Origin of the sequence: Ferruginibacter sp. HRS2-29 (genome assembly GCF_024343615.1) — a bacterium.
Lineage (GTDB): Bacteria > Bacteroidota > Bacteroidia > Chitinophagales > Chitinophagaceae > Ferruginibacter.
The window spans coordinates 1-14973 of sequence record NZ_RJUB01000142.1; the positions used below are offsets into that span (position 1 = coordinate 1).

Sequence of the window (14973 nt, forward strand, 5' to 3'; positions counted from 1 at the left end):
CCTTTAGATAGAAAACAGCTCTTTGATAGGTAATTAAGATTAATAAAATTTGTGAAAGGAAATGGGGTGAACTTGACAGAGGGCTAGACTTACGATCTAATCTGTGTATCAGTCCCCATCGCCTTCCACGGTTGCAAGGCCCAATTAGAATATTAAGTCCTTAAAGACTAATTAAAGGTTTTAGGCAAAGCAACTTTTTATTAATGCTTAAAAACAAATTTATGAAAGTTCAGCACATTATCGGAGCAGACCTCTCCAAAAAAACAATTGATGTGTTTTGTCATTCTACCGGCACTCACCATTGCATTGAAAACAATGAAAGCGGATTTAGATTATTGTTGCAATGGTTTAAAGAACAGAACGTATCCACCTGCCAGGCAGGTATCTTCATGGAACATACCGGACTTTACAGTTACCTGTTTGAAGAATTTTTACATCGGTATTCGATTTTATTTGTAAAGGTGGCTGCTTTGGAAATACTAAGATCCCAGGGCATAGTAAGAGGGAAATCGGATAAAATAGACGCCAGAAGGATCGCATTATATGGGGTAGAGAAACAACATAAGCTAATACCCCATGCTCCTGTGGATAAAGATCTTGATCGCTTGAAAATGCTCAATACAGTTCGTTCCGGCCTGGTAAGACAAAAAACTTCTTTAAAATGCAGCCTTAAGGAATACCGCAATATCGGAATCAAGGAGAGTGATCTGATCATTAAATCTCAACAGAAAGTATTAGCAATGCTGGAAAAACAAATTCAGGAGTTAGCGCTGGAAACAGAGCGGCTTGTTAAAAGCAATGAAGGGATCAGCAGCAATTATGGTTATTTAAGAAGTGTCCGGGGCATAGGCCCGGTTACGGCGACTGTAACAATTATCAAAACAGCCAATTTTACCCGCTTTAAAGATGGGCGTAAGTTTGCCTGTTATTGCGGAACAGCCCCATTCGAATATAGTTCCGGCAGCAGTATTCGGGGCAAAACAAAGATCAGTCATCTGGCAGATAAGGAAATGAAGACATTACTGGATCTGGCCGCCCGATCAGCCATGCAGCACGATCCGGAACTAAAGGAATATTATCAGCGTAGGATAGCAGAAGGAAAATCAAAAAGAAGTACCATTAATATCTTAAGAAATAAATTAATTCACAGGATGTTTGCTGTTGTAAAAAGAAAATCCCCGTTTGTAGATGGATTTAAAAAGGTAGCTTAAACTATTTTTTGGTGATTTATTGATCTTAGAATACACGGAGGCACACAGAGTGCGATGTAAAATTATTCCTCTGTGTAACTCTGTGCCCTCTGTGTACTCTGTGGTTCAAAACAAAAGCCCCTTCCAAAAGAAAGGGGCTACATACAAACTGTAATTACAAACACACTCTTTACAAATAGCTGAGCTATTCTTAATATACTAAAGGCGCTACTGCGGGCTAAGAGCCTGCGGTAGCGCCTCAAAATTTAATCTGGTTTTTTCCCGTCCAGGAAAGTGTTGATCGTACTGATCTCCGCCTGGTTATTATCGTCGGATTTTACAGTGTAGTTGCTGTAAAAATTTTCTACGTTGGCAATCTGGTTGTGAATTTCCATATTGCGACGGAGGTAAGCCGGCACCGTTTCAAACTCGTTATTCGGATCAGCTGCATTGATGTTGAATGACAAATTACGCAGCTTCGCAATGCGTTCCGTAGCCCGGCGCCTGAGTTCTTCTGTTTCGTCCTGCATTGCAGGTTCCTCAACAGGGGACATCATGATAGGCTGAGTCTGTTGTACAACAATTGGCTGTTCCTCCGCCGCTTTTTGGGACTCTTTTACTACCAGTTGCATTTCTTCTGCAGGTTCGTCGGCCTGTAGTTTCAGTTGCAGCGGCAGTGGTTCCTCGGTCGAATTGGATTCCGAAATCTCCGGTTTCACCTCCGCATAAATCTGCGCAGGCTTGGCCAGGAAGCCCCCCGACGAAAGGGAACTTTTATTGCTAGCTTCTTTATTAACGTTTGTATTAAGGCTGTCTTTTTCGCTGGTGTTTTCAGCGGTTACCGACGGCGTGGTAGTTGGCTTTTGCGGAGGAGTTGGGATAGAATGGTCGATATCAAATTCCACTACGGGTATCTGATCTGCGGCCGAAGATATCTCAAAAAACACAGGCGCATCGTCCAATTTTTCCACAGTAGTTTTACTAGGTAGTTCTACTGGAGCCGTTGATTCTGTGAGTGTTGGCATAAACGGATCAGCTTCCTTAACTTCTTCTTTAGCAACCGGTTTTTCTTCCGCAACAGGCTCGTCAAACTGCAAAGTTGGTTGTGCCTTTTTGCTTGTTGGAACAGGCGCCGGCATATCAAGGTGCATAACTATCTTCTCATTTTTTGCCTCCGGAACGGAAGTGCTTGCCTTCGGTTCTTTTGCAAAAGGGTCCTTATGCTCGAAGCCGGTAGCAATGAGCGTGATCCCGATCTGGGCGCCCAATGTATTATCATAACCAAGTCCGAGGATCACATCGGTATCTTCTCCCGCCTGGCTCAGCAGATAGTTCTGTATCACTTCCACTTCATCCATCGTAAACTCATGTTCGCCTTCGGCAGAATTGATATTGATGAGTATCCATTTAGCCCCGCGGATATCATTATCATTCAGCAATGGAGAAGTCAATGCATTTTCAATTGCGTTGAATGCCCTGTTTTCCCCTTCGGCAGATGCGCTGCCAAGGATAGCCACACCACCATTGCTCATCACGGTGCACACATCGGCAAAATCGACGTTGATCTGGCCGGTGCTGTTGATCACATCGGTGATACATTTTGCAGCAGTTGCCAATACATTATCCGCTTTCGCGAATGCTTCTTTCATTTTCAAATTCCCAAACTGGTGACGCAATTTATCATTGCTGATCACGAGCAAAGTATCCACATGGTTCTTCAGCAGCATGATACCTTCTTCGGCCTGTGCGATACGTTTCTTTCCTTCGTAGGCAAACGGGGTGGTTACGATACCCACCGTAAGTATGCCAAGGTCTTTACAAATTTTTGCCAGTATCGGCGCACCGCCGGTACCGGTACCGCCGCCCATACCCGCGGTAATGAACGCCATCTTGGTATTCACTTCCAGTATGCGCTTGATCTCTTCAAGGCTTTCTTCTGTAGCCTGGCGGCCGATCATCGGGTTGGCCCCCGCACCCAGCCCCTGCGTAAGATGCGGCCCGAGCTGTATCTTATTCGGTACACTGCTCAAGGCAACCGCCTGTGCATCCGTATTGCATATTATAAAATCTACGCCTTCGATATTTTGCGAAAACATATGATTAACAGCGTTGCTTCCGCCCCCGCCCACACCAATAACCTTGATGATGGACGACTGGTCTTTTGGCAAATCAAATTGAATCATGTCTGTAAGTTTGTGTGTTAGTAAGTATAATTCAATTACGAATTTTCAATTACGAATTACGAATTAAGTTTTTGAGGCTCGTTAAGATCAACAATCGTTGTAAACCTCATTCGTAATTCGTAATTGGTAATTCGTAATTATTTAAAATTTCGCGTCTTCTTCTTCTTTGAACATTTCGATCAAATTGTTCTTCATCGCATCCATAAAACCTTTGATGGTTTTTTTCTTTGGAGCCGGAAGACTTGGCTGATGGGTTTCGGTTTCTGCAGCAAAATCATTCACCACTTCTTCTTCCGCTACTTTCACATCTTTACCGACTACCTTGATGAAATTATTTTCAAATGTCTTGTTCTTGTTTTCGTAATCGTTATATCCTTTCAGGATAAGGCCGATACAAGTGCTGTACATTGGTTTGGCCAGTTCTTCAATGTGACCGCCGCTCAAATGTTCGTTCGGGTAACCGATACGTGCATTCAGGCCGGTCACGTATTCTGTCAGCTGCAACAAATGCTTCAACTGCGAACCGCCACCAGTCAGTATTACACCGCCATTCAGCATGCGGTTGTCGAGGCCTACCTGTTTTAAATGGTAACTCACAAAATCCATGATCTCGCTCATGCGCGCCTGGATGATGCTGGCAAGATTTTTTACTGAAATTTCTTTCGGCGCCATTCCACGCAAACCAGGTATGGTGATGAACGCGTTTGCTTTTGCTTCGTCTGCCAAAGCGCTGCCAAACTGTATCTTCATCTGCTCTGCCTGTGTTTTCAACACACCAAGGCCGGTCTTGATATCGTTGGTGATATTTTCACCACCAAATGGTATCACGGCAGTATGTTTCAAAATACCTTCGTAAAACACGGCAAGATCCGTTGTACCACCACCGATATCTACGATAGCCACACCTGCTTCCAGGTCCTGGTCGCACATAACTGCGGCGGCAGAAGCCAGCGGCTGCAGTACAAGATCTTTTGTTTTCAAGCCAGCTTTATCAACACTGCGATTGATATTGCGGATCGCATTTTTATCACCGGTGATGATGTGGAAATTAGCGCCCACTTTCACACCACTATACCCGATCGGGTTGGGGATATTCTGAAAATTATCTACGGTAAATTCCTGCGGGATCACATCGATGATCTGGTCGCCTGCCGGAATGTAGGTGCGGTACTGATCCGCGATGAGCTTGTCGATCTCGTCCTGGCGTATCTCTTCCTCGTTCTGCTGGCGCACGATATCTCCACGGGTCTGCAGGCTTTTTATATGATGCCCGGCAATGCCTACGTATACTTCGCCTATCTCCAGGTTAGGATTGGAAGCATAACAGTTCTCCAAAGCGGTCTGGATAGCTTTGATGGTCTGGTCGATGTTCAATACCATTCCGTGTTGAACGCCATTGCTGTTGGCACGGCCGAAACCCAATATCTCCAATTTACCGAACTCGTTCTTGCGCCCGGCTATGGCGGCGATCTTTGTAGTACCGATATCTAAGCCGACGATCACTGGTTGTTCCTGATTCATAAAATTGTGTTTTGTGTGTTTGTATGTTTGTATATTTTTATTACACGAATTTTGCGAATTCCACGAATTACACGAATTAGTGTTTTAATTTTTGAGCGTATTTATTTTTCAGTTCTATTTTTCGAATATTAAGTCTTCCATTACTCAGCAAAACATGTCGAAGGTTTCACCATTCACTATTCACTTTAATAATCGTTTTTCGGCATCACCGCTTTCGGCTTCTGCACTGGTTTTGTTGTAGCCGGTTTTGGTTTTACTACAGGCTTTGTTGCAGGTTTTTTATCCGCAGGCTTCACAACTGGTTTAGCTGCTGGCTTGGCTGCAGCCTTTACAGCAGGTTTTACTACCGTTGGTTTAACCACAGTCGGCTTTACATCCGGCTTTGGCGTTGCCGGTGTAACTGCAGGAGCACTGGCAGGTACCGTCGTTCTCAATGTTGGATCAAGTGCCGGGTTAGTAGCATCATCTTCCGTATTCCTGTCGATGCCCTCATCGTCACGCTGCACAGATTGTTGTATCAGCGAAGCATCCACACCATTATTATCATTGCCCGGCGCTGCAATCCTGATGGAATCCGCTGCCTGCATGGCCGCATTTTTTGCCATGTAATCCATCAGCTGCAAGGTGCGTAACGAATCCTGCGCCACATCTTCCTTCCCTTTTACTTTCGCCACTATCTGATCGCGGTATTGCAGGTTGATGCTGCTGTAATGGCTCCATCCGGCTTTGGATATTACCTGCCGGTAAAACAATTTCAGCTTCGCGAATTTTTTGTCGATATCAGAAGCATCGCCAAAAATGATCTGTTGCTCCCCGATCTTCGGCGTCATTTCAAAACTTCTATCCGAAGTGATATCTACCTGGTCGATCATCGCCATCAAAAAAGTATCGGCCTGGATGGCAAGGCTTATCTTTTTTATATCCTTCAGCAAAACACTATCCGCATGCAGCAGTACTTTCGCCTCCGAAGGGAAGTTGGTAAACACCGGCAACCTTGCAGAAAACTTTTCACTTAATGGCAACATCATCGTAGCCGAGTCGATGTAAAAAGTATTTCCCGCCCTTGTAAAAACACGGGCCACTGGTTCACGCTCGTCCACATTCACCTGCAATATGCTGTTGCGGTCGAAAAATAATTCCGCGTTATCTACCCATACATCTCTTTCAATCGCAGCTTCAATATCCTTCAGGTTAAAATCGTCTACCGCCGTCCCCTCTGGTTTCTGACCTATAAAGTCAACAATGATCTTTTTCACATCTTTTTCATCAATGAAAAAATTAGTGCTTACACCACTTATATCAACTTTTACACCTTTGCACAATAAGCCGCTCTGCCGTTTCATGGCCGCCACCGACAGCACCACAGTGCTTATAGCAATAGCGATCCACAATGTGGTCACCAGTACTTTTTTTATCGTTGGTTTTTTAAAGCTCATTGCCTGTTGTTATTTATTTTTAATTATTTCCGCGATGGGATCAACCAATGTGTCGATATCTCCCGCGCCTGCTGTTATCAACAATTCCACTTCATTATTTTTTATCCACTCTATCAACTCTTCTTTTTCCAAAATACTTTTTTTCGCATTCGTCATTTTATCCAGTACCAATTTACTCGTCACACCTGCCATGGGCAATTCCCTTGCAGGATAGATCGGTAACAAGATGGTCTCGTCTGCAATGCTGAGCACTTCTGCAAAACCATCTGCCAGGTCGTTGGTGCGGCTGAACAGATGCGGCTGAAATATCACCGTTGCCTTTTTACCCGGAAACAGTGCCTTTGCTCCATTTATCAACGCCCTCAATTCTTCAGGATGATGCGCATAGTCATCGATCATCACCCGCTCTTTTGTTTTTAAAATATACTCAAACCTGCGTTTCACTCCTTTGAATGAACTTACCGCAGCTTTTATTTTTTCATCTTCAATCTTCAACCGTTTCGCGACAGTGATGGCTGCCAATGCATTTTCGATGTTGTGCAAACCACCCATATTCAGTTCCACCTCTTTGATCACTTCATCTTTGATATGTACATCAAAAAAATAACTGCCGTGATCCATGCGGATATTTTTCACAAACATATCTGCCGTTTCATCATCGAATGCGTAGAGCAATTTTTCACCTGCTGCAAATTCGTTGATGCGCTGCAATCCTTTTTTTACGATCAGCAATCCTCCCGGTTTTATCTTGCTGCTGAACTCGATGAATGCATCCTGCATATTTTTTTCCGTACCGTAGATATCCAGGTGATCGGCATCCATCGCGGTGATGATAGCGATATCAGGATCCAGCTTTAAGAAACTTCTGTCATATTCATCCGCTTCTGCTACGCTTACATTTTTTTCGCTGCTCAAAAAATTGGTTTCATAATTTGAAGCAATACCGCCCAAAAACGCATTGCAACCAAACCCGCTATGGGTAAGGATATGCGCCACCATTGCACTCGTCGTCGTTTTGCCATGTGTACCTGCTACGCAGATATTAAAAGAACTTTTAGTGATCATACCCAGCACATCGCTGCGTTTTACCACTTCGTAATTATTATCTATATAATAATTCAGCTCGCTGTGCGTTTTAGGAACAGCAGGCGTATATACAACAATCGAGGCGTCTTTGTCAATCAGCGAAACATTGTCTTCATAATGTATCGCGATACCTTCAGCTTCCAGTTTTTTCGTAAGAACTGTTGGTGTTTTATCATACCCGCTCACTTTAATACCACGGCCGTTAAAAAACCTGGCCAATGCACTCATGCCTATTCCACCTGCACCTAAAAAATAAACCGACGATATATCTTTGATGTCCCTCATTAACTGATACTGTTCAATATTTGTTTTGCGATCACCACATCGGCATTGGCAATTGCCAGCTTGCTGATATTGTTTTCCATCCGTGTTCTCAAGGCCTCGTCTTTCGCTAATTCCACTACCGCGGGCACCAGTTCTTTTACTGCCAAATTATTACTAATCATTATGGCGGCTTCCCTATTTACCAATTCTTTTGCATTTGCCGTCTGGTGGTCTTCGGCAGCAAAAGGGTAAGGCACAAACAGCACCGGTTTTTTCACCAGGCAAAGTTCCGCGATAGCCATGGCGCCGCTCCGGCTGATCACGATATCTGCAGCGGCATAAGCGTACTCCATCTGCGTAATGAAATCGCTTACAAAAACCCCTGCTTTACCTGCTACTCTTTCTTTTGCTTTCTGCAAATAGGGTTTCCCTGTTTGCCAGATCAGTTGTAAATTATTTTCTTCAAAGAGCTGTATATCCTTATCGATCGCTTCATTAATGCTTTGTGCACCAAGGCTGCCACCAATGCTTAACACCACTTTTTTATCCTTATTTAAGCCAAAAAAATTGAGCGCTTCTTCTTTGCTCACATGCCCGTCTACAATAGATTTCCTCACGGGGTTTCCTGTTACCACAATTTTGCTGGCAGGAAAAAACTGCTGCATATTTTCTGTCGCGGTAAAAACCTTTGTGGCTTTTTTACCCAGCATGATATTGCTTTTGCCCGCAAAAGAATTGCTTTCGTGGATGAAAGATGGTATCCCCTTGGTTTGCGCATACCGCAATACCGGGAAACTCGAATATCCGCCAACACCGATCACCGCCGAAGGCTGAAAGCTTTTAAAGATCTTCGAAACCTGGTAAAAGCTTTTGATGATCTTGAAAGGCAGAAAAACATTTTTTATCAAAGAACTGCGGTTGTAACCCGCTATATCCAATCCTTTTATTTCGTACCCCGCCTGCGGCACTTTTTCCATTTCCATTTTACCATTGGCGCCTACAAACAAAATCTCCGTTTCGGGTGCGATCTTTTTGATGGCGTTGGCAATGGCCACTGCCGGAAAAATATGGCCACCGGTACCGCCACCGGCGATAATGATTCGTTTGCCGCTACCCACAATGTGTCCCGATGGGACACCCTGGTTGATTATGTTTTGTTGGTCGGTCATTTATTATTTTCTACCCACAAGGTTCCCCGATGGGGAACGCTGGTTGTCTATATTTTGCTCGTCGCTTATCTTTTATACTGCTACAACTGCGGCGGCTTCTTCTTTTGCTATTTGTTTTGTTTTCTTTAATGCTTCTTCACCTTCCTGCTGTTCTACGTTTCTTGATACGCTCAATATGATGCCGATAGACAAACAGGTGAAGAGGAAACTACTTCCACCCATACTCACCAATGGCAACGTAACACCGGTGTTGGGAAACAGGTTTACATTCACCCCCATGTTGGCGATGGCTTGTATCACCAATGTAAAACTTAACGCCAACGCCAAAAATGCCCCGAATGCGTACGGGCATTTTTTGTATATCCTGATACACCGGTACAGGAACAGCAGGTAAATGCAAAGCATCGCCGCACCTCCCAACAGCCCATACTCTTCAATGATAATAGCGTAAATAAAATCACTATAGCTATGGGGCAGAAAATTTCTTGCCGTGCTGTTGCCGGGGCCTTTGCCCAGCCAGCCACCATTTGCTACCGCAATTTTTGCCTGGTTGATCTGGTATAATTTTTCATTATCATCATCCTTTTTGCTATACACAAAAGTCTGGATACGGCTTATCCAGGTAGGTATACGGCCTGATGCGAGAAAAGCAGGCAACTTTTTCGTTTCGCCTGTTTGTTTATCATACGTAGAAACCGCAATCGTGATCAGCAATACTACCGGTATCAACGCGATGCCCAGTGTGGCAAGGATATGTTTGGTACTCACCCTTCCGATGAACATCAGCAGGAAACTTGTGCCAGCGATCAATACAGCAGTCGACAAATTGGCCGGTGCTATGAGGATACAAATAATTCCTACAGGGATCACCACCGGCAAAAACCCTTTCTTGAAATCTTTGATCACCAGTTGTTTCCTGCTCAACTGACGGCTCATGTACATGAACAAAGCCAGCTTGGCCAGATCCGAAGTCTGAAAGGTCATGTTGATCACCGGCAGTTTTATCCAGCGGCTACCGGCGTTCAATTGCACACCAAAAAGCAACGTATACAACAAGAGCGGTATCGATATCAAAAACAGTATCAGCGCCACTTTTGAATAAATGGTATAGTTGATCCTGTGTGCGAAATAAATGATAAGCAGCCCAAGTATGATGAAGGCAAATTGTTTGAACAAATAACTTTCGTTGCTTTTGCTCATCCTGTAAGCCAATGAACCTGTGCTGCTGTATACCAATAACAAACTTGCCAGCGTGAGTAAGATCACGATAGCCCATATGACCCTGTCGCCCTTGGTTTTTTTAACCAGGTTGCCACCCATGTTGGAAAAATCGGGGGTGAAGAATGAGCGTATGTTTGTTTGTTCTGACATTAAAAAATATTTTTCGTCTGCGTCGGTTGCATCCGCAAGAAGGCACTCGCCGCAGGCGAGTGCCTACAGGTCTTTTACTGCTTTTTTAAATTGATTGCCCCTGTCTTCGTAATTTTTAAAAAGATCGAAGCTGGCGCAGGCCGGGCTCAGCAACACTACATCGCCTTTATTGGCAAAATGAAATGCAGCCTGTACCGCTTCCTGTGCATTGCTGGTGTTCACCATCAGCGAAACCGTATCCCCAAAGGCTTCCGCGATCTTGCGGTTATCTGTACCCATGCACACGATCGCTTTCACTTTTTCTTCTACCAGTTCTTTCAGCAGGTTGTAATCGTTTCCTTTATCAACTCCACCCAGGATCAGGATCACCGGTTTTGTCATGCTTTCGAGCGCAAACCAGGTGCTGTTCACATTGGTGGCTTTACTATCATTGATGAATTCCACTCCTTTGATCGTAGCTACCGGCTCCATCCTGTGTTCCAGGCTTTCAAAAGTCTGCAATGCTTCCCTGATCTTTTCTTTGCGGATGTCTACTGCTGTTGCAGCCATACTTGCGGCCATACTGTTAAATTGATTGTGTTTTCCTTTGAGCGTAAAATCGTCTACGCTCATCTGCATTTCTTCGCTCTTCCATTTGAGATGCATCTTCGCATTGTTCAAATAGGCTCCTTGTGGCAATTCTTTACTCATGGCTATGGGTGCTAGTGTTGATTTAATGGGATATTTCTTAATATATTTTACCGTTGTCGGATCGTCTTCGTTATATACAAGCACATCCCCCGGCAGTTGATTTTCTGCTATACGAAATTTGCTGTGTATATAATTTTCTATGTTATAATCGTACCTGTCTAAATGATCTTCTGTTATGTTGGTGATCACCGCTACATCCGGACGAAATGTTTTTATATCATCCAGCTGAAAAGAACTGATCTCCGCTACATACAACTCTTTCGGGTCTTCTGCCACCTGCTTGGCAAACGAATAACCGATGTTGCCTACCATTGCACAATCCAGTTCGGCCATCTTACAAATGTGGTATGTAAGCGCTGTGGTGGTTGTTTTGCCATTGCTGCCAGTGATAGCGATGATCCGGCTGTTTCCTTTGTACCGGTAAGCGAATTCGATCTCGCTGATCACCGGGATATTTTTGGCCCGGATCTTTTTGATCATTTCACTTTTCTCTGGTATGCCAGGGCTTTTGATCACTTCCGACGCATTCAAAATCTTCTCTTCCGTGTGCGTACGTTCTTCAAAAGAAATTCCTTTATCCGCTAGCTCCTTCTTGTAATGCTCCTGGATATTTCCGGCATCACTCACAAACACATCATACCCTTTTTGCTGCGCCAGCAAGGCTGCACCAACTCCGCTTTCAGCGGCCCCGAGTATGACAATACGTTCCTTCACTTTCGTGATTTAAAAAAACAAAAATTGGTTCTTCAAGAGTATTAGAAACTACAGGACAGCGTTTTTCCGGTAACTCTTTACTCAAAAAAATAAGGTTCTTCAATAGTATCAGACTACAGGATAAGTTGATCTGTACTTTGCTTTTTAAATTAGGTTTTTCAACAGCATAGATTTAACAGGCATGCGGTCTCACAGTTACAAAATTTGCACTTTACAATGCTTGTTAATTGACTGTCTCTTTCTGCTGAACGGCTATCGTAACTTTAGTGTTATGATGGCCATTGCAACGCATAATATTGTTATGATCCAAAAACGTACTGCTATTTTACTTTCATGATATCCTTTCTTCTGATAATGATGATGCAGCGGGCTCATTAAAAATATCCGCCGTCCTTCACCATACTTTTTCTTCGTGTATTTGAAATAACTCACCTGCGCCATCACACTCAACAATTCAATAAAAAACACGAGACAGAAAATAGGAATCAATAATTCTTTTCGTACAATGATGGCCAGCGCTGCTATGATGCCGCCCAATGCAAGGCTGCCGGTATCTCCCATGAAAACCTGCGCCGGGTAAGAGTTGTACCAAAGGAAACCTACACAAGCCCCTACGAATGCCGCGATAAAAATAGACAGCTCGGCAAGATTCGGGATGTACATGATGTTGAGGTACTCCGCAAATTTTATATTACCACTCACATAAGCAAATATGCCCAGGCAAAGGCCGATGATAGCACTGACGCCGGTTGCCAGGCCATCCAAACCATCCGTTATATTTGCCCCGTTGGATACCGCTGTCACAATAAATATCACGATGAGGATATACAGAATGTACGTGTAATCCTGCCATGCTTTCGGCAATAATTTAGCATAATTGAATTCGTGGTTTTTTACGAACGGTATGGTCGTGATCGGTGTTTTTACACTCACATATTTATGCATTTTGCCATCGATCATTACTGTATCTATCTTGCCAATTCTCGCTCCGGGTTCCTGTGGGATAACATTATTGGCCGACATGATTTCCCGCTTCATTGTTACGCTCGGACTGAAGTATAAGGTAGCGCCCACAACGATCCCCAGCATCACCTGTCCGAAAATCTTGAACCTTCCCGCCAGGCCATCGCTGTCGGATTTTTTATATTCTGTTCCTTTTGCTTTCGCGATTTTTCGGGACCGGATCTTCAGATAATCATCGATGAACCCGATGGCACCAAGCCATACTGTACACAGGAGCATCAGCCGGATGTATACTTTATCAAGGTTTGCCAGCAACAACGTCGGGATGATGATCGCCAGGATCAAAATGATACCGCCCATTGTGGGTGTACCTTTCTTTTGTTGTTCTCCCGCCAGGCCAAGGTCCCTAACGGTTTCGCCTAGCTGCTTTTTTTGCAGGAAGCCGATAAGATTTTTGCCATACACAGTTGTGATCACCAATGATAGTATGAGTGCAATGATCACACGGAAGCTGATGAACTGAAACAGCCCACTGCCCGGGAAACTGGCTTTTGACCAGTGTTGTGTGATCCAATCAAATAAGTGATACAACATATTTTTAAAAATGTGCAAATGTGCAGATCTGCCAATGTGCAAATACTTTCACTTCGCTATTATCTTATATTATTTATTTTTAAATTCTATTTACATTTTATTACTTCTGCAATTCCGAAATAGCTGTCACGCTGAGCTTGTCGAAGCCTTTCTCATTCCGAAACCAGAGTTCTTTGACAATCCTTCGACGGCCCTTCGACAACCCTTCGACAAGCTCAGGGTGACAGTTCTCAGGATGACAGTTCTCAGGGTGACATTTCACATTTCTCAGGATGACAGTTCTCAGGGTGACATTTCACAGTTCTCAGGGTGACATCGGGTTTTATTTGTCCAATAGCTCAAACATTTCCTGCAACACTTTCTTATCATCAAAATCGTACTTCACCCCATTTATCTCCTGGTATTTTTCATGGCCTTTGCCTGCTACCAATACAATGTCTTCTTTTGCACTCAGGCTTACCGCTGTCTTGATCGCTTCCCGTCTATCCGCAATCGTTATATATTTTTTTCTGGCCACTATTTTCACCCCGGCTTCCATGTCTTTCAATATTTCCAGCGGATCTTCTTTCCTTGGATTGTCGGAAGTGAAGATCACTTTGTCACTGTATTCACAGGCTACTTCAGCCATCACAGGGCGTTTTGTTTTGTCCCTGTTGCCTCCGCAACCTACCACGGTAATGATCTTTTCATTTCCCTGGCGGAGATTTTTGATAGTAGCCAGCACATTCAACAAGGCATCAGGTGTATGTGCATAATCCACAATCCCTACCACTCTTTCATTATTGCTGATGCTGTAGTCGAATCTTCCCTCGGCTCCATTGATGCTGCTTAACTGCAATAAGGTTTCCTCTTTGTTTTGCCCCAGGCAAATTGCGGCAGCATACACAGCCAAAAGATTATAGGCGTTGAATTCACCGATCATCTTGAAATGCACTTCCACGTCATTTACCAGCATGTGCAATCCGGCGAGGCTGTTATCCAGGATCTTTCCTTTAAAATCAGCCAGCGTTTTCAGGCTGTAGAAATATTTTTTTGCTGCTGTATTCTGCAACATCACAGCGCCTCTTTTATCATCTGAGTTGCTGATAGCAAAAGCAGCTTTCGGCAAACCATCGAACCATGATTTTTTTACCCGGATATATTCATCAAATGTTTTGTGGTAATCCAGGTGATCATGGGTGATATTGCTGAATATCGCTCCCGTAAACACCAATCCCGCCAGGCGTTGCTGTTCAATGGCATGGCTGCTGCATTCCATGAAAACGTATTCACATTCCGCATCCAGCATTTGTTTCAGCAGCTTATTTAAATTCACCGCATCCGGCGTAGTATGCGTAGCCGGGATGATCGCCTCACCCACCTGGTTTTGCACCGTGCTAACCAACCCGCATTTAAAACCGAGGTTAGTGAATAATTTAAAGAGCACGGTAGCGATGGTTGTTTTGCCATTGGTACCGGTAACACCCACCAGCTTCAAATTCTTCGACGGTTCGCCGTAAAAATTATGACTGATGATGCCTGCCGCCGCCGCACTGTTTTCTACCTGCACATAAGTAACGGCATCATTTATTTCTGCCGGCATTTCCTGGCAGATGACCGCTACTGCGCCATTAGCAATTGCGCCTGCTATAAAATCATGTCCATCTACGGCCGACCCTTTGATCGCAATAAAGCATCCCTGCGGGTTTGCTGCACGCGAATCCAGCTGCAATGCATTTACTGCAACACCGGTATCGCCTTTTACAGCCACAATAGACACTTTATATAACAGGTCTTTCAACATAATTTTTTG

At 44.0% G+C, this 14973-nt stretch carries 10 protein-coding genes; 1 reads left to right on the forward strand and 9 read right to left on the reverse strand.

The annotated features are described in order from the left end of the window. The first annotated feature begins 221 nt into the window (after positions 1–221). Positions 222–1211 carry an IS110 family transposase gene (locus tag EGI32_RS15860; RefSeq protein WP_255154530.1) on the forward strand — a complete coding sequence of 330 codons (990 nt, stop codon included), beginning with the start codon at positions 222–224 and terminating at the stop codon, positions 1209–1211. 245 nt (positions 1212–1456) lie between these two features. On the opposite strand, the gene ftsZ is transcribed toward EGI32_RS15860, so the two are convergent. The 9 genes from ftsZ to EGI32_RS15905 form a co-directional block, all read right to left on the reverse strand. Further along, entirely contained in the window at positions 1457–3373 is a 1917-nt protein-coding gene (gene ftsZ, locus EGI32_RS15865; RefSeq protein WP_255156337.1) for a cell division protein FtsZ, read from the reverse strand. 141 nt (positions 3374–3514) lie between these two features. Then, positions 3515–4894 (reverse strand): cell division protein FtsA, encoded by a 1380-nt coding sequence (gene ftsA / locus EGI32_RS15870; RefSeq protein ID WP_255156338.1) that lies wholly within the window; start codon positions 4892–4894, stop codon positions 3515–3517. 185 nt (positions 4895–5079) lie between these two features. Further along, positions 5080–6330: a cell division protein FtsQ/DivIB gene (locus EGI32_RS15875; RefSeq protein ID WP_255156427.1), complete on the reverse strand. Its 1251-nt coding sequence runs from the start codon at positions 6328–6330 to the stop codon at positions 5080–5082. Positions 6331–6339: 9 nt separating this feature from the next. After that, positions 6340–7701: a UDP-N-acetylmuramate--L-alanine ligase gene (gene murC / locus EGI32_RS15880; RefSeq protein WP_255156339.1), complete on the reverse strand. Its 1362-nt coding sequence runs from the start codon at positions 7699–7701 to the stop codon at positions 6340–6342. After that, on the reverse strand, positions 7701–8849 hold the full coding sequence (gene murG, locus EGI32_RS15885; RefSeq protein WP_255156340.1) for an undecaprenyldiphospho-muramoylpentapeptide beta-N-acetylglucosaminyltransferase: 1149 nt from the start codon (positions 8847–8849) through the stop codon (positions 7701–7703). Before murG ends, murC begins: the two co-directional genes overlap by 1 nt. Before the next feature lie 72 nt (positions 8850–8921). Beyond that, the gene (locus EGI32_RS15890; RefSeq protein ID WP_255156341.1) at positions 8922–10220 is read right to left on the reverse strand and encodes an FtsW/RodA/SpoVE family cell cycle protein; all 1299 of its coding nucleotides are present in this window, start codon (positions 10218–10220) and stop codon (positions 8922–8924) included. A 63-nt stretch (positions 10221–10283) separates the two neighbouring features. After that, positions 10284–11624: a UDP-N-acetylmuramoyl-L-alanine--D-glutamate ligase gene (gene murD / locus EGI32_RS15895; RefSeq protein ID WP_255156342.1), complete on the reverse strand. Its 1341-nt coding sequence runs from the start codon at positions 11622–11624 to the stop codon at positions 10284–10286. Positions 11625–11876: 252 nt separating this feature from the next. Beyond that, positions 11877–13181, reverse strand: coding sequence for a phospho-N-acetylmuramoyl-pentapeptide-transferase (gene mraY / locus EGI32_RS15900; protein ID WP_255156343.1), 1305 nt, complete (start codon positions 13179–13181; stop codon positions 11877–11879). A 322-nt stretch (positions 13182–13503) separates the two neighbouring features. After that, positions 13504–14964 carry a UDP-N-acetylmuramoyl-L-alanyl-D-glutamate--2,6-diaminopimelate ligase gene (locus EGI32_RS15905; RefSeq protein ID WP_255156344.1) on the reverse strand — a complete coding sequence of 487 codons (1461 nt, stop codon included), beginning with the start codon at positions 14962–14964 and terminating at the stop codon, positions 13504–13506. Between the last annotated feature and the right edge of the window lie 9 nt (positions 14965–14973).

What these genes read in the sequence shown, in the direction of transcription:
- EGI32_RS15905 (WP_255156344.1), bottom strand. Translation starts at nt 14,964, where the DNA reads ATGTTGAAAGACCTGTTATATAAAGTGTCTATTGTGGCTGTAAAAGGC.
- murG (WP_255156340.1), bottom strand. Translation starts at nt 8,849, where the DNA reads ATGACCGACCAACAAAACATAATCAACCAGGGTGTCCCATCGGGACAC.
- EGI32_RS15860 (WP_255154530.1), top strand. Translation starts at nt 222, where the DNA reads ATGAAAGTTCAGCACATTATCGGAGCAGACCTCTCCAAAAAAACAATT.
- mraY (WP_255156343.1), bottom strand. Translation starts at nt 13,181, where the DNA reads ATGTTGTATCACTTATTTGATTGGATCACACAACACTGGTCAAAAGCC.
- EGI32_RS15875 (WP_255156427.1), bottom strand. Translation starts at nt 6,330, where the DNA reads ATGAGCTTTAAAAAACCAACGATAAAAAAAGTACTGGTGACCACATTG.
- ftsZ (WP_255156337.1), bottom strand. Translation starts at nt 3,373, where the DNA reads ATGATTCAATTTGATTTGCCAAAAGACCAGTCGTCCATCATCAAGGTT.
- EGI32_RS15890 (WP_255156341.1), bottom strand. Translation starts at nt 10,220, where the DNA reads ATGTCAGAACAAACAAACATACGCTCATTCTTCACCCCCGATTTTTCC.
- ftsA (WP_255156338.1), bottom strand. Translation starts at nt 4,894, where the DNA reads ATGAATCAGGAACAACCAGTGATCGTCGGCTTAGATATCGGTACTACA.
- murC (WP_255156339.1), bottom strand. Translation starts at nt 7,701, where the DNA reads ATGAGGGACATCAAAGATATATCGTCGGTTTATTTTTTAGGTGCAGGT.